This window comes from Xanthomonas campestris pv. campestris str. ATCC 33913, assembly GCF_000007145.1.
Classification (GTDB): Bacteria; Pseudomonadota; Gammaproteobacteria; order Xanthomonadales; family Xanthomonadaceae; genus Xanthomonas; species Xanthomonas campestris.
Genome location: NC_003902.1, coordinates 238,011 through 253,723 on the forward strand (window position 1 = coordinate 238,011; position 15,713 = coordinate 253,723).

Consider the following 15,713-nt stretch of genomic DNA (forward strand, 5'->3'; position numbering starts at 1 on the left):
CACAGAAGGTTCCACCGCGATGGCTTTCGCTGCCGCGCCGAGCCAGGCACCCTGGTGACCCCGATTCCACGGAGACCCTGTATGCGTCTGACCAGCCACAGCATCGACAACGGCAAGCCGATCCCCACCGAGTTTGCCGCCGGCACGCCGGAGGGCTTTGCGCCCAACCGCAACCCGCATCTGGCCTGGAGCGAGGTGCCCGAAGGCACGCGCGGCTTCGCGCTGCTGTGCCTGGACCCGGATGTGCCCTCCGTGCCGGAAACGGTGGGCCGCGACGATGTACAGATCCCGGTGGATCAGCCACGCACCGATTTCGTGCATTGGGCCATGGCCGATATCCCCGCAAGCGTGCGTGAGATTGCGGCCGGCAGCTGCAGCGATGGCTTTGTGGCCAAGGGCAAGCAGCAGCCGGCGGGCCCGGCCGGCGCGCGCCAGGGCCTGAACTCCTACACCCAGTGGTTTGCCGGCAATCCCGACATGGCCGGCAACTACCTGGGCTACGACGGCCCGTATCCGCCGTTCAACGATCTGCGCATGCACCGCTATTTCTTCCGTGTGTTCGCGCTGGACGTGGCGCAACTCGAACTGCCGACGCTGTTCACCGCCGCCGATGTACTGTCAGCGATGCAGGGCCACGTACTGGCCGAGGCGGCGTTGCACGGCACCTACACGCTGAATCCTGCGCTGCGCTAAGCCCGGAGGCAGCGCTCTGAATCACGTGCAGCAACTTCTGCTCGGCGGCCGCAAGCGGTGGTCAGCATCGCTCCTGCGCCGAGACGCGCGTCACTCGGGCGGCCCGTCGCCTTACGTAGGAGCGCGCTTGCGCGCGAGGGCATTCCCAGCAATGGTGCCGCGCTGCAATCGCGCTGCAACAGCCATCGTGCTGGTTGGCTCCAGCAGCATCGGCGGGCAGTAGCCGATGCTGCTGCAAATGGCCATTACGTCAGCGGTGCGTGGCCCTGGATGACGTAGCAATTCGCTTGGCGGATCCCTGAGCCACGGCGCGTGATTGTGGCAAAGCATCCTGGAAAAGCCTGCCACGCGAAGCACCGCGCAGCTCACCACCCATATCGCAATCTTAGTCAGCAATATCGCGAATGCCCTCTCGCGCAAGCGCGCTCCCACCGAATCCTGCGCTGCGCTGAGCCTCGGAACAGCACTCTCAACTACGTGCAGCAACTTCTGCTTGACCGCCGGAAGCGGCGGTCAGCGTCGCTCCGGCGCCGAGACGCAAGTCGCTTGGACGACTCTAGCTCTCTCGTAGGAGCGCGCTTGCGCGCGAGGGCATTCCCAGCAATGGTGCCGCGCTGCAATCGCGCTGCAACAGCCATCGTGCTGGTTGGCTCCAGCAGCATCGGCGGGCCAGTAGCCGATGCTGCGAATGGCCGTTAATTCAGCGGTCCGTGGCCCTGAATGATGTAGCAATTCGCTTGGTGGATCCCTCAGCCGCAGCGCGTGATCTCGGCAGCGCATCCATGGGAACGCCTACACGCGAATCTGCCGCGCAGCTCACCGACCACATCGCGCGCATAGGCAGCAACCCCGGGAACGCCCCTCGCGCGCAAGCGCGCTCCTACGTCTTAGCCACACGGCTTAGCCGCGCGCTTCCAGCAGCTGCTCCAGCACGTAAACCGGCGCTTCGCGTTCGTCGCCGCTGGCCGGATAGCGCGTCACGCGCAGCAAGGTGCGAATGCCGGGTTCGTGGGTGAAGCCCTCGATTGGCTGATCGAGCGGTTGCCAGCCATCGGCGCTGTCCTGCAGCACCGCCTGCGTCGCCTGCAAGTGCTCGCGCACCTGCAGGCACTGGCGGGTGGGCGCCGTGGTGCAGGGCGCGGTGTCGCCGGCTACCTCCAGCCACATGGTTTGCCCGGGCCCACCGAAGCGGGTGTCGGCGGTGGGCTGGCCGGCGAACTCCAGGCGTGTGCCGTCGGTGCGGGTCAGGCGCAGGGTCGGCAGGGGGGCTGCGCTGTCCAACGCAACCGCAAAGCGTCCCGAGAGCAAGTCGCTTGCGGCGCGTTCCTGTGCCATCCGCCGCGATTGCGCGCACAGCCGTTTGCTCGACACCACCCGGCCGATCTGCAGGTGCGCGGCTTCCACGGTGTACGCCGCGCCGAGCGCATTGCAGGTCTGGCTGACCTGCAGGCGTTGCGCGGTGAAGTCCAGCTGCAGCGGTGGCATGCCATCGACAAACAGGCTGCGCAGGGCAGTGCCGTGCGCATCGTGGGCGCGTTGCAGCTGCCAGTGATGGATCTGTAGGGCGGCGCGCAGCGGTGCGTCCTGGGAAGAGCGTTCGGGCATCGCGGTTGCGGCAGGAGTCGCTGGCGCTGGCCCACCCGCCGGCGCGGCAGGTGGCACATCGCGCCCGCAGGCAGTTGCACCGATGGCCAGCAGGGCTGGCGCTAGCAACACGGCACGCATCGATGGCTCCCGGGCGGCGGACCCGCTCAGTGATACCGCCAGCGGGCTGCCGGGGCAATGACGGCCGTCACTGCCCCGGCATCGGCCGGCTCAGGCGGCCGGCAACCACAGCAGCAGCGCGGCGCCGAGCAGGATGCGGTACACCGCAAATACCGTGAAGCGGTGCTTCTTGATGTAGCCCAGCAGCCACTTCACCACTACGAAACCGGTGAGGGTGGCCGCAATGAACGCCACCGACACATCGGTCCAGTTCTCGCTGCCAAAGCCGCCTTCCTTGTACATCTCCAGCAGCGCGTAACCGCTGGCAGCAAACATGGTGGGAATGCCGACCATGAACACAAAATCCGCCGCCGCCGAGCGCTTGCTCAGGCCCAGCAGCATGGCCAGGAAAATCGCCGAGGCCGAGCGCGAGGTGCCCGGAAACACGCCGGCCACCACCTGGGCCAGGCCAACTGCGATCGCCACCTTCCAGGTGACCACGTCGCGCTCGGGCAGCTTGCCGGCAAAGTGTTCGGCCACCAGCATCCACACGCCGCCGATCAGCAGCGCCCAGGCCACCGGCTGGATGGTTTCCGGCAATTGCCAGCCGGCTTTGCGCACGATCAGGCCGACCACCGCCGTGACCAGGAAGGCCACGCCGATCTTGAGCACGTAGTCGCGATTGGCGCGCTCGCCCAGGCCGGTGGCCAGGGTCCACAGCTTTTGCCGCAGCGCCAGGCAGATCGCCAGGATCGCGCCGGCCTGGATGACGATATTGAAGAAATCCGAGCGGCGTCCGAGCCATTGTTCGGCGATCAGTAGGTGGCCGGTGCTGGAGATCGGCAGAAATTCGGTGAGGCCTTCGAGAATGCCCAGCAACAGGGCGGAAATGAGGTCGGACATCGGGCGGGAGAGGAGTGCGGGGGGAGGTGAAAGGATAGTGCATTGCGGCATGCACCATTTTGGTGCACGATGGATTCGCTTAGCACCAAGGTGGTGTTGAGCTTGGTTGGGCGATCTCGAATGAGGTCAGCAAAATCAACAACTTGTGAAGCGGCGCAGCTTGGCATGGTCCCTGCTGTAGTACCGCCCACGAGCCACTTAACTCCTGCCGAGGTTTCTTCCGATGTCCGTGGAAAATGTTGAAAAGCTGATCAAGGACAACAAGGTCGAGTTTGTCGACCTGCGCTTCGTCGATATGCGTGGCGTGCAGCAGCACATCACCTTTCCGGCCAGCATCATCGAGCCGGCGTTGTTCGAAGAAGGCAAGATGTTCGACGGCAGCTCCATCGCGGGTTGGAAGGGCATCAACGAGTCGGACATGGTCCTGCTCCCGGACGCGGGCACCGCTTACCTGGATCCGTTCTTCGCCGATCCGACCATCGTGCTGACCTGCGACATCCTCGACCCGGCCACCATGCAGAGCTACGAGCGCGATCCGCGCGGCATTGCAAAGCGTGCCGAGGCCTATCTGAAGTCGTCCGGCACCGCCGATCAGGCGTTCTTTGGCCCGGAGCCGGAATTCTTCATCTTCGATTCGGTGCGCTTCGCCAATGACATGGGCCACACCTTCTTCCAGGTGGGTTCGGAAGAGGCGGCCTGGAACACCGGCGCCAAGTACGACGGCGGCAACAGCGGTTACCGTCCCGGCGTGAAGGGTGGCTACTTCCCGGTGCCGCCGACCGACACCCTGCATGACCTCCGTGCGGAAATGATCAAGACGCTGGAGCAGGTCGGCATCGAGACCGAGGTGCACCACCACGAGGTGGCGACCGCCGGCCAGTGCGAGATCGGCACCAAGTTCAGCTCGCTGGTGCAAAAAGCCGACGAACTGCTGACGATGAAGTACATCATCAAGAACGTCGCCTACCGCAACGGCAAGACCGCCACCTTCATGCCGAAGCCGATCGTCGGCGACAACGGCTCGGGCATGCACGTGCACCAGTCGCTGACCAAGGGCGGCGTGAACCTGTTCTCCGGCGACGGCTACGGCGGCCTGTCGCAGATGGCGCTGTGGTACATCGGCGGCATCTTCAAGCACGCCCGCGCCATCAATGCCTTCGCCAACTCCGGTACCAACAGCTACAAGCGTTTGGTTCCTGGTTACGAAGCTCCGGTGATGCTGGCCTATTCGGCGCGTAACCGATCGGCCTCGTGCCGCATTCCGTGGGTGACCAACCCGAAGGCGCGCCGCATCGAAATGCGCTTCCCCGATCCGTTGCAGTCCGGCTACCTGACCTTCACCGCGCTGATGATGGCCGGCCTGGACGGCATCAAGAACCAGATCGACCCGGGCGCACCGAGCGACAAGGATCTGTACGACCTGCCGCCGGAAGAAGAGAAGCTGATCCCGCAGGTCTGCTCCAGCCTGGACCAGGCCCTGGAGGCGCTGGACAAGGATCGCGAGTTCCTCAAGGCCGGCGGCGTGATGAGCGACGACTTCATCGACGGCTACATCGCATTGAAGATGCAGGAAGTCACCAAGTTCCGCGCCGCAACGCATCCGCTGGAGTACCAGCTGTACTACGGCAACTGAGTTCCACCGCGGTGATGGCGGAGGCCCCCCCTCCCACCTCCGCCATCGCCGCACATGTTCGAGGGTCCATGGCAGGTGCCGTGGGCCGCTAGGGGACGAGAGAGTACACAGCACGCGGTGCGCGGGCCTGACCTCTCCCACGAGGCGGATGCATCGCATCCGCTGGGGTCTGCGCCACCGTGTGACGATTCATCAGGAATCGGGGATGCCGGGGTTGGCATCCAGGTGAATGACACCGCCGGTCGGCGCAATGCCGGCCGGTTCTTTCCACCATTCGGGGTATGCGCATGAAATTGATCACCGCCATCATCCGGCCGTTCAAGCTCGACGAGGTCCGCGAGGCCCTGTCCGCAGCTGGCGTGTCGGGTATCACCGTTACCGAGGTCAAAGGCTTCGGCCGGCAGAAGGGCCATACCGAGTTGTACCGCGGCGCCGAGTACGTCGTGGATTTCCTGCCCAAGATCAAAATCGAGACGGTGGTGACCGACGACCGGCTGGATGCGGTGGTCGAGGCCATCCAGAACGCCGCCGGCACCGGCAAGATCGGCGACGGCAAGATCTTCGTGACCGCGATCGAGCAAGTCGTGCGTATCCGCACCGGCGAGATCGGCGCCGATGCGCTCTGACCCCACCCACCCCGGAGTCCCTATGAAGACAGGTCTTGTTGCCGGGTGGAAAGCCCGGTTCTACAGCGTCTGCATGCTGATGCTGTTCAGTGCGCTGGTGGTTGGCGGCTTGGGCAACGCGCAGGCTCAGTCCGGCGCGCAGGTCACCCCATTGCCGACCGAGCCGGTCACCACCGAACCGCTCCCCACCGCACAGCCGGCCGCCGCGCCGGTTGCGGCGGCCGAGGCGGCGCCAGTGGTGGAGAAGGGTGACGTCGCCTGGATGCTGACCTCCACGTTGCTGGTGCTGCTGATGGTGGTGCCGGGCCTGGCGCTGTTCTACGGCGGCATGGTGCGCGCCAAGAACGTGTTGTCGGTGCTGATCCAGGTGGCGGTGGTGTTCTCGCTGCTGGTGGTGCTGTGGGTGTTCTACGGCTACAGCCTGGCGTTCTCCGGCGAAGGCCCGTGGATCGGCAATCTGGACAAGGCCTTGCTCAAGGGCGTGACCATCGAAACGTTGTCGGCCACCTTCACCAAGGGCGTCAGCCTGCCGGAATACGTGTTCGTGGCGTTCCAGGCCACCTTCGCCGGCATCACCGGTGCGCTGATCGTCGGTGCGTTTGCCGAACGCGCCAAGTTCGCTGCGGTGCTGCTGTTCTCGGTGATCTGGTTCACCTTCGGCTATCTGCCGCTGGCGCACATGGTCTGGGCCACCGGCGGCTATCTGTTCGGCTTGGGTGCGCTGGATTTCGCCGGTGGCACGGTGGTGCACATCAATGCCGGTGTCGCCGGTCTGGTGGGCGCCTACTTCGTGGGCAAGCGGGCCGGGCTCGGGCGTGAGGCGATCAAGCCGCACAACGTGACCCTGACCTTCGTCGGTGCTTCGCTGCTGTGGGTGGGCTGGTTCGGCTTCAACGCCGGTTCCAACCTGGAAGCCAATGCCGGTGCGGCGCTGGCCTTCCTCAACACCTTGCTGGCCACCGCAGCCGCGGTCCTGGGCTGGTCGCTCACCGAGAAGATCATCAAGGGCAAGTCCTCCGCCCTGGGCGTGGCCTCGGGCATGGTCGCCGGCCTGGTCGGCATCACCCCGGCCTGCGGCACGGTGGGCCCGTTCGGCGCGATCATCATTGGCCTGGCGGCCGGCGTGCTGTGCGTGTGGGGCGTCACTGGCCTCAAGCGCCTGCTTGGTGCCGACGACAGCCTGGACGTGTTCGGCGTGCATGGCCTGGGCGGCATCATCGGCGCGATCCTCACCGGCGTGTTCTCGGCGGCCTCGCTCGGCGGCCAGAAGGGCGGCGACTACGACATGCTGCATCAAGTCGGTATCCAGGCGCTGGGCGTGGGCATCACGGTGGGCTGGATCGGCGTGGTGTCGGTGGTGGGCTTTGTGGTCGCCAAGCTGGTGTTCGGCCTGCGCGTCACCGAAGAAGCCGAGCGTGAGGGGTTGGACATCACCTCGCACGGCGAAGCTGCTTACGAGTCCTGAGCATGACCGCCCGCGGCCAGCGTGCCGCGGGCCGCACGACGACCCGGCCGGGAGTGCCCGCGCCGGGTCTGCTGTCCCCCGGCCCGGCACCAAGCGCCGGGCCACGTTGCCGAGGTGCCTGCATGACCCGCCCCACGCCCCTCAGCCCCGAGTGGTTGCGCGCTGGCCCGCTGCACGTCCTCGCCCCAGTTCCCTCATCTCCGGGTATTGCCCCGTCGGCAGCTGTGCTGCGCCGGTCGGGCGGTGCTTGCACTAAATTGGTGCAATGCTGATGTCGTCATCCACGCCTTCCCTCGACAGCCTTGGTACGCCGGTGGCCTGGGCCGACCGCGACGGGCGCGTGCTGGGGGTCAATCCCGCGTTCGCGCGCTGGCTCGGCGTGAGTGCGCGCCGGTTGGTGGACCAGCCGCTGGCCGCGTTGGAAGTGCAGGGCGACGCGCTGGCGCGCTTTCTGCTCAACGACGAGCGCGACATCCTGCGGCTGCACCGGCTGGCGCTGGGCCTGCCCAATGACGCGCCGCGCTTTGCCGAAGGTTGGCTGTCGCGGCTGGACGACGGCGGCTGGCTGCTGGAAACCCATCCGGTCGACGAATTCCCCGCGCTGGACCCCACCCACGCGTTGCCCAACGCATTGAGCGCGGCGCTGAAGGGCTTGGCCCACGAGCTGCGCAACCCGCTGGCCGGGCTCAAGGGCGCCGCCCAGTTGCTGGCGCGCCGCGCTGCCGGGCGCGACGAGGACGAGCGCGAGCTGATCGAGTTGATCGGCACCGAAATCGAGCGCCTCAACACCCTGCTCGAACGCCTGCTCTCGCCCTCACCCCTACGCCCGCACGAGCGCCTCAACATCCATGTGGTGCTCGAACGCGTGCTTCGCCTGGCCGAGGCCGAAGGCGGCTGGTCGGTGCAGGTGCAGCGTGATTACGACCCCAGCATCCCCGACATCCTCGGCGACGTGGACCGGCTCACCCAGGCGGTGTGGAACCTGGTGCGCAACGCCTTCCAGGCCGGCGCCACCCGGGTGACCCTGCGCACCCGCGTCGAGCATGGCCAGCGCATCCGCGACCGCGTGCACGCCATGTCGCTGCGGCTGGAAATCATCGACGACGGCGGCGGTGTGCCCGAAGAACTGGCCGAGCACCTGTTCCTGCCGCTGGTCAGCGGCCGCGCCGAAGGCAGCGGGCTGGGCCTGGCGCTGGCGCAGCAGGTCTCGCGCGAACACCACGGCACGCTGACCTATCGCTCGCGGCCGGGCCATACCGTTTTCACCCTGCTGCTGCCCGAGCTGGCCGGCGATCACGACAAGGAGCATCTGCATGGCTGAGGCCGCCGCCGTATCCCACCGCATCTGGGTGGTCGACGACGACCGTTCGGTCCGCTTCGTGTTGTCCACCGCCTTGCGCGATGCCGGCTACGCGGTGGACGGTTTCGACAGCGCCGCCGCCGCGCTGCAGGCCCTGGCAATGCGGCCCACACCGGACCTGCTGTTCACCGACGTGCGCATGCCCGGCGAAGACGGCCTGACCCTGCTCGACAAGCTCAAGTCCAAGCACCCGCAGCTGCCGGTCATCGTGATGTCGGCCTACACCGACGTCGCCAGCACCGCCGGTGCCTTCCGTGGCGGCGCGCACGAATTCCTGTCCAAGCCGTTCGACCTGGACGATGCGGTAGCGCTGGCCGCGCGTGCACTGCCCGACGCCGATGCGGCGGTTGAAGACACGCTCGGCACGCCCGTGGCCGAAGGCTCGGCCGCACTGATCGGCGACACCCCGGCGATGCAGGCCTTGTTCCGTGCAATCGGCCGGCTGGCGCAGGCGCCGTTGTCGGTGCTGATCAATGGCGAGACCGGCACCGGCAAGGAGCTGGTGGCGCGCGCGCTGCACAACGAATCGCCGCGTTCACGCAAACCGTTCGTTGCGCTCAACACCGCCGCCATTCCGGCCGAGCTGCTGGAAAGCGAGTTGTTCGGCCACGAAACCGGCGCCTTCACCGGCGCCACCAAGCGGCACATAGGCCGCTTCGAACAGGCCGACGGCGGCACGCTGTTTCTGGATGAAATCGGCGATATGCCGCTGCCGCTGCAGACCCGATTGCTGCGCGTGCTGGCCGAGAACGAATTCTTCCGTGTCGGCGGGCGCGAGCTGATCCGCGTGGATGTGCGCGTGATCGCCGCCACCCACCAGGACTTGGAAGCCCTGGTCGAACAGGGCCGCTTCCGCGCCGACCTGCTGCACCGCCTGGACGTGGTGCGGCTGCAGCTGCCACCGCTGCGCGAACGCCGCGGCGACATCGCGCAGCTGGCGGAAAACTTCCTGGCCATGGCCGGGCGCAAGCTCGACATGCTACCCAAGCGCTTGTCGTCTGCCGCGTTGGAGGCGCTACGTCAGTACGACTGGCCCGGCAACGTGCGCGAACTGGAAAACGTGTGCTGGCGCTTGGCCGCGCTGGCCACCGCAGACACCATCGATGTGGTGGATGTCGATGCCGCACTCGCGCGCGGTGGGCGCCGCGTGCGCGCCGGACGCAGCGATGGGCAGTGGGACGAGATGCTTTCCAGCTGGGCGGCGCAGCGCCTGAGCGAAGGTGCGCAGGGCCTGCACGCCGAAGCCCGCGAACGCCTGGACAAAACCCTGCTCGAAGCCGCACTGCAACTCACCCAGGGCCGCCGCGCCGAAGCCGCCGCTCGCCTGGGCCTGGGCCGCAACACCGTGACCCGCAAGCTGGGGCCGGGGCGCAAGCGGCGCTGAGGTACGTCGCGCGCCGCGTGGGGGTGCGGCGTGCTGTCGCTGTGATGCCCGCAAGTCCTCGTGTCCTGCGTACGTGTCTCCACACGTCCATCCGCCAGCAGGGCGAGCGGATTGCGTGGTTGGAAGAGGAGGTTCTCATCGCTCACGCGAGCCTGCTGTGCGCCATTGAGTGTCCTGCTCACCAACGGCGCGCACACAACAACGCCACGGCCAAGCAGGCCAGGTGCTGCATCAATCTGCGCAGAGGAGGAAGTATGTCAGCCCCGCGTGCTGCAGCGACTTGCGGCGTGCGCCAGCAGGCGCTAGACGCGCGAGGCATGCAGTCGTATCGGGCTAGTGCGCATGCGGCATTCGCGTTGAATGCGCCGTGGAAAGTCCCGCCCGCTGATCGTACGCGTGCGCGACATCGGCGACGGCAACCACGTGAGCATCATGTCACTTCCGCGCGTTGCAGCTGTTTGCGGCGAGCCCGCAGCAGTCGCTAGACGCGCTGCGCCTATAGTCGTATCTGGCTAACGCGAGTCAGACGCTCGCGTTGATTGCGCCGTGAGAAGTCCAACTCACTGATCGTACGGGCGCTGGACACGGCGGCGACAGGCAGTCGGTGGAATTGCTCATCTGCAGATGAGTGGGTTGTCAGTCGATCACGCTGCAGCTGCACTGCTCAAAACGCTGGAAACCGCTGCCTGCGCACAACCCGCGCACGCCGCTTGCCTGTAGCGCCGTGCCGCACCGGTTTCTCGCATGACGCGCGTACGTCAGCACCTGATCGGCGCGGTGCGCGATGCGCTTGAGGCCTATCCCGCTGGCCCATTGCCCGCCGATGCCGGCGAGGCGGCCTTCTATGCCAAGGCCTTGCAGCGCTTCGATGCGCTGGCGCAGGCACGCGATGTGGCGCTGCCGCCGGGTGTGTCGATTGCGTGGTCACGGCGCTTCGGGTTGCACCAATCCCTGCTGCCTGCAGAACCGATGCCGCGCGCATGCCGCATCACGAACTGCCCGTCGCGCGTTCGTCAGTCAACACCGGCGCCCCCGTCATCGGTGACTCCATCCGCGTCCGTCACCCGTACACTGCCGGCCTGCCGCACGGCGCATTTCATGACACGTGAACATGCGCCCGCATAGGTTTCAGCCTGATCAGGAGAACAGCTCGATGCGTTACCGGTCGTCCACCGTCGTTGCCCTTACCGCTTTGGCACTGGCTGCCTGCAGCAGCACGCCACCTGCGCCCCCGACGCCGCCGCCGGTGCCTGCGCGGGTAGTCCCCGTGCGCGCGGTGCAGCAGGCCGAAGCGCCGCTGGCATCGGCCTCGGGCAGCCTGGTGAGTGGCCGGGTGGTGTTGGTGCCCGCGCTGCGCGGCATTCGCCTCACCGGCACCGTCGGTGGTCTGCGGCCCGGTGCGGTCGCCGGCTTCCATGTGCATGAGCGTGGTGATTGCAGCGCGGCCGATGCCAGCAGCGCCGGTGGGCATTTCAATCCCACCGGCGCAGCGCACGGCCGTGCCGGCAACGGTAGCCACCATCTGGGCGACATGGACAACCTGCGCGCCGACGCGGAAGGCGTGGCGCATCTGGACATGATCCTGAGCGATATCACCCTGGGCGATGCCGCGCCCAGCGACGTACTCGGCAAGGCGCTGATCGTGCATGCCGATGCCGACGACTACCGCAGCCAGCCCAGCGGCAACGCCGGTGCGCGGCTGGCCTGTGGCGTCATCCGTGCCACCAAGTGGCAGACACCGCCTTCGCAGCCCTGAGCCGTGGGCACCCATGCCGCCCCCGCGGCGTCTTTTGAGGAGTGATTCATGCGTATTCTTCCCACCACCCTGTTCCTGGCCACCGCGCTGGTCCTGACGGCCTGCAAACGCGACGAGCCCGCCCCGGCCGAACCAGCGCCCGCCCCGCAGGCCGGCACCCCGGCCGAAGCCGCCCACGGCGGCGAGCATGCCGCCTCGATGGTCACCGAAGCAGCGGCCACCACCACCGCTACCGCCGAGCTCAAGCCGACCAAGGGCAATGAGGTCAAGGGCACAGTCACCTTCAAGACCGTGGACGGCGCGCTGCGGGTCACCGGCCAACTGAGTGGGCTCAAGCCCAACAGTGAGCACGGCTTCCACATCCACGAGAAGGGCGATTGCAGTGCGCCGGACGGCAGCAGCGCCGGCGGCCACTTCAACCCCGCCCAGACCGACCACGGCATGGTCGGCGCCGACCCGCATCACGGTGGCGACATGCCCAACATCAAGGCCGATGCGCAGGGCAATGCCAGCATCGACGGCCCGGTGGCGAGCAACGTCAACCTGGGCAAGGCCGACCAGTCCGACATCGCCGGCCACGCCGTGATCGTCCACGCCGACCCGGACGACTACAAGACCCAGCCCACCGGCAACGCCGGCGGCCGCCTGGCTTGCGGCGTGATCACCACCGACAACGCGCCCGCACCGACCAAGTAATGGTCAATGGTCACGCCGCGGTGGATGCCACGGCGTGACCACACAGCGATGCCCACAGAACACGCACACGTGAAGGGAACNNNNCTCNCNCTCNAATATCTTTTACCGGGGACGCCGCCTGACCGATAACGCCTCATGGGGCGAGCGCGCTCCTACCAGTGTCTTGGCGGCTCACGAGCCGACGGCGGCGATGCACTCAGCAACCTGCGCATCAACAGGGCGACCGCTTGCTATCGCACACCATGGGTGTAACGCGATGCCTGCAGAACACGTAGCACCGTAGGAGCGCGCTAGCGCGCGATGAAGCTTCACCGAAGGCGCAGCCTCCCGGTAACGCTTCATCGCGCGCAAGCGCGCTCCTACCAGTGTCTTGGCGGCTCACGAGCCCACGGCGGCGATGCACTCAGCAACCTGCGCATCGACAGGGCGACCGCTTGCTATCGCACACCATGGGTGTAACGCGATGCCTGCAGAACACATAGCACCGTAGGAGCGCGCTCGCGCGCGATGAAGCTTTACCGAAGACGCACCTCGCCGATAACGCCCCATCGCGCGCAAGCGCGCTCCTACGCGTGCAATGTTGACTCGCGCGCCGAAGACCGAGATGCATTCAAACGGCTGGCGCGTAACGTGACTGCCGCCTGCTCACCAAGCCAGTTGAATCGGTCTGATGACGCGCGTTCTTGATCCCATGCGCAGCACACAGCACACAGCACGCCGCGATAGGCGCACCGCACCAATTAAAAACGCCTCAATAATTAGGCCAAAGCCCCGGTGTCGCCAATTCGACCAGATGGTCGTCGGGATCGCGGAAATACATGCTCTGGCCACCGCCCGGCCATTGCGTGCGGCCTTCGATGGCGACATCGCACGCGTGCAAATGCGCTTCCCAGGCCGCCAGCGACTCGGTGGCGATCGCCAACGCGTAATGGGTGTGCCCGTGGCCGTCGTGCGGCGGAATGGTGCCGCCTGGCAGGCGGACGGTGGTGGTCGTGCTGCCTTGCAGAAACAGCAGCAACACCTGCGCAGGCGCAATCGCATAGGCAGCCATGCGTGCATCGCGGTGCATCGGCTGCAAGCCCAGCACCTGCGCGTAGAACGCACAGGCGCGGTCGAGATCAGCCACGTATACTCCGGTCTCCAGCATCCCGCGCAGGGCGGGTGCGGTGGAGGCCGGCGCCGAGGTCATGCGGCGAGCGCCTGCCGCGGATCCTGGCCAGGCTCCACATGCACGTACAGCACCGGCAAGCCGTGGGCTTCCAGCACGGCAGCCATCTGCCGCTGACGGGCGAGGTATTGCTCATAGACGCCGCGCAGGCGTTCGCAATTTTCGCGTTCGTGCGCGTAGTGGTCGCACCAGCCAGCCGGGTCGAACAGGGCAATGCGCACTTCGCCGCCGACATAGCGCAGCACCGGCTCGGGTGCCTGATCCAGCCACTCTTCAGTTTGCGGGGCGAGAAGCGCCGCTTCGATCAGCGGCCACAGCGGCGCCAGGCCCTGGTTGTCGTACTGCATCGACATCATCGCCGCCAGGTCGTGCCCGGTGAGATAACGCGCGTGCTCGATACGCGCACCGAAGCTTTCCTGTGCCAACAACGCGGTATCGGCCTGGGCCATGCCCTGCGCCAGCAGCACTTCTTCCATGGCATCGGCCACGGTCGCCAGCGTCTGCGGATCACCGGAGAACAGGAACGGCAGCACCCGCAGGCCGCCGCCGGTGAGCTGCGCATCGGCCTGAAACGGCAGCGGAATCTCGCCGTGCGCATCGGCACCGAATGCCAGCACGCGCGGGCCTTCATCGCGGCCCGGGGCGCGTGCATGCAGTTCTTCCAGGCGGCGGTGCAGCGGCCAGCCCGGCCGCAGCACTTCGGCGGGATCGAAATGCGCCATCGCCACGCTGAGCTCCAGCGCGCGCACTTCAGGGATCCACTGGGCCAGGTCGCGGCCGATGCGCTCGGCCAGCATGCCGGCCTGCGCAGGCGCCAGCGCCCCACGCGTGGGGGCGGTCCCGCCCGTCAGTTCCAGCGCCAGGACACCCATGGCGGTCATGCCGTGTTCGGTCGTACTCATGATTCGCGGTTGGCCCATCACAGGGTCGAAGCTACACTGCGGCCATTATGCCTGCCGGCCCTGTGCAGGCCATGTCCCCGAGTCCCTCATGCAAGGTCAGCCGATGCCCGCAGCCCGTCCCGTCGCCATCCTGGGCGGCGTTCGTATCCCGTTCTGTCGCCAGAACACCGCATACGCGGACGTGGGCAACCTGGGCATGTCGGTGCGCACCCTGGGCGCGCTGGTCGAACGCTTCGGGCTGCATGGCCAGCAACTGGGCGAGGTGGTGATGGGGGCGGTGATCAAGCATTCCTCCGACTGGAACCTGGCCCGCGAAGCCGCGCTGTCGTCGGGCCTGTCGCCGCTCACGCCGGGCATCACCCTGCAGCGCGCCTGTGGCACCAGCCTGGACTCGGTGATCACCATCGCCAACAAGATCGCGCTGGGGCAGATCGACTCGGGCATCGGCGGCGGCTCGGACACCACCTCCGAGGTGCCGATCGTCTACGGCAAGAAGCTGCGGGCGCGCCTGCTGGCCGCCAACCGCGCCAAGGCCACCGGCGACAAGCTCAAGGCGCTGCTGCGCGGTTTCAAGCTGGGCGAGCTCAAGCCCGAGTTCCCCGGCGTGGCCGAGCCGCGCACCGGCAAGAGCATGGGCGAACACTGCGAAGACATGGCCAAGGAATGGAACATCTCGCGTGATTCGCAGGACGAATGGGCAGTGGCTTCGCACCACAAGTTGGCCGCCGCGTATGAGCGCGGGTTTTTCGATTCGCTGATTGCCCCGTTCCGTGGCGTGTCGCGCGACAACATCCTGCGCGCCGACACCTCGCTGGAAAAGCTGGCCACGTTGCGCCCGGCGTTCGACAAGACCTCCGGCCGCGGCACGCTCACCGCCGCCAATTCCACCCCGCTCACCGATGGCGCCGCCGCGGTGCTGTTGTCCAGCGAAGCCTGGGCGCTGGCCCACGGCCACACGCCGATGGCCTACCTGCGCGATGCACAGGTCTCGGCGGTGGATTTCGTGCATGGCGAGGGCCTGCTGATGGCGCCTACGGTTGCAGTGCCGCAGATGCTGGCGCGGCACGGGCTGACCTTGCAGGACTTCGACATCTACGAGATCCACGAAGCCTTCGCCGCGCAGGTGCTGTGCACGCTGCGCGCCTGGGAGAGCGAGGATTACTGCCGCAATCGCCTGGGACTGGACGCGCCGCTGGGCCGCATCGACCCGGACAAGATCAACCCGCTGGGCTCCTCGCTGGCCACCGGCCACCCGTTTGCCGCGACCGGCGCACGCGTCGTGGCTACCGCAGCCAAGCAGCTGGAAGAACGCGGCGGCGGACGTGCCCTGATTTCGATCTGCACCGCCGGCGGCATGGGCGTGGTGGCGATCGTGGAACGCTGACGCTGCTGTGCAGCGTGGGAGTGGGCATTCGGGATTGGG

General features: G+C 67.0%; 14 protein-coding genes. 10 read left to right on the forward strand and 4 right to left on the reverse strand.

Going from position 1 to position 15,713, the window contains the following annotated elements; translation table 11 throughout:
* Positions 1–81: 81 nt before the first annotated feature.
* Entirely contained in the window at positions 82–693 is a 612-nt protein-coding gene (locus tag XCC_RS00965) for a YbhB/YbcL family Raf kinase inhibitor-like protein (protein ID WP_011035439.1), read from the forward strand.
* Positions 694–1,593: 900 nt separating this feature from the next.
* On the opposite strand, the gene XCC_RS00970 is transcribed toward XCC_RS00965, so the two are convergent.
* On the reverse strand, positions 1,594–2,418 hold the full coding sequence (locus tag XCC_RS00970) for an META domain-containing protein (RefSeq protein ID WP_011035440.1): 825 nt from the start codon (positions 2,416–2,418) through the stop codon (positions 1,594–1,596).
* Between the two features lie 90 nt (positions 2,419–2,508).
* Positions 2,509–3,300: an undecaprenyl-diphosphate phosphatase gene (locus XCC_RS00975; protein WP_011035441.1), complete on the reverse strand. Its 792-nt coding sequence runs from the start codon at positions 3,298–3,300 to the stop codon at positions 2,509–2,511.
* Positions 3,301–3,523: 223 nt separating this feature from the next.
* Here XCC_RS00975 and glnA point away from each other — a divergent pair, with 223 nt between their 5' ends.
* From glnA to XCC_RS01015, 8 genes are all read left to right on the forward strand, one after another.
* Positions 3,524–4,933, forward strand: a complete 1,410-nt coding sequence (gene glnA / locus XCC_RS00980) for a type I glutamate--ammonia ligase (RefSeq protein WP_011035442.1) — start codon at positions 3,524–3,526, stop codon at positions 4,931–4,933.
* 287 nt (positions 4,934–5,220) lie between these two features.
* Complete coding sequence (locus XCC_RS00985; protein WP_002808480.1) at positions 5,221–5,559, forward strand: P-II family nitrogen regulator; 339 nt, start codon at positions 5,221–5,223, stop codon at positions 5,557–5,559.
* Positions 5,560–5,581: 22 nt separating this feature from the next.
* Positions 5,582–7,024: an ammonium transporter gene (locus XCC_RS00990; RefSeq protein ID WP_043877690.1), complete on the forward strand. Its 1,443-nt coding sequence runs from the start codon at positions 5,582–5,584 to the stop codon at positions 7,022–7,024.
* A gap of 265 nt (positions 7,025–7,289) precedes the next feature.
* Positions 7,290–8,345, forward strand: coding sequence for a two-component system sensor histidine kinase NtrB (locus XCC_RS00995; protein WP_014509462.1), 1,056 nt, complete (start codon positions 7,290–7,292; stop codon positions 8,343–8,345).
* The gene (gene ntrC, locus XCC_RS01000) at positions 8,338–9,768 is read left to right on the forward strand and encodes a nitrogen regulation protein NR(I) (RefSeq protein WP_011035445.1); all 1,431 of its coding nucleotides are present in this window, start codon (positions 8,338–8,340) and stop codon (positions 9,766–9,768) included. The genes XCC_RS00995 and ntrC overlap by 8 nt, the downstream gene beginning before the upstream one ends.
* Positions 9,769–10,512: 744 nt before the next feature.
* Positions 10,513–10,893 (forward strand): hypothetical protein, encoded by a 381-nt coding sequence (locus tag XCC_RS22725; protein WP_019237111.1) that lies wholly within the window; start codon positions 10,513–10,515, stop codon positions 10,891–10,893.
* 28 nt (positions 10,894–10,921) lie between these two features.
* Entirely contained in the window at positions 10,922–11,524 is a 603-nt protein-coding gene (locus tag XCC_RS01010) for a superoxide dismutase family protein (RefSeq protein WP_019237110.1), read from the forward strand.
* A gap of 48 nt (positions 11,525–11,572) precedes the next feature.
* Entirely contained in the window at positions 11,573–12,220 is a 648-nt protein-coding gene (locus tag XCC_RS01015; RefSeq protein ID WP_019237109.1) for a superoxide dismutase family protein, read from the forward strand.
* Between the two features lie 751 nt (positions 12,221–12,971).
* Here XCC_RS01015 and XCC_RS01020 read toward each other — a convergent pair.
* The gene (locus XCC_RS01020; RefSeq protein WP_019237129.1) at positions 12,972–13,409 is read right to left on the reverse strand and encodes a VOC family protein; all 438 of its coding nucleotides are present in this window, start codon (positions 13,407–13,409) and stop codon (positions 12,972–12,974) included.
* Positions 13,406–14,290, reverse strand: a complete 885-nt coding sequence (locus XCC_RS01025) for a hypothetical protein (protein ID WP_019237130.1) — start codon at positions 14,288–14,290, stop codon at positions 13,406–13,408. The genes XCC_RS01020 and XCC_RS01025 overlap by 4 nt, the downstream gene beginning before the upstream one ends.
* Before the next feature lie 88 nt (positions 14,291–14,378).
* Here XCC_RS01025 and XCC_RS01030 point away from each other — a divergent pair, with 88 nt between their 5' ends.
* Positions 14,379–15,674: an acetyl-CoA C-acetyltransferase gene (locus XCC_RS01030; RefSeq protein WP_011035450.1), complete on the forward strand. Its 1,296-nt coding sequence runs from the start codon at positions 14,379–14,381 to the stop codon at positions 15,672–15,674.
* The last annotated feature ends 39 nt before the right edge of the window (positions 15,675–15,713 follow it).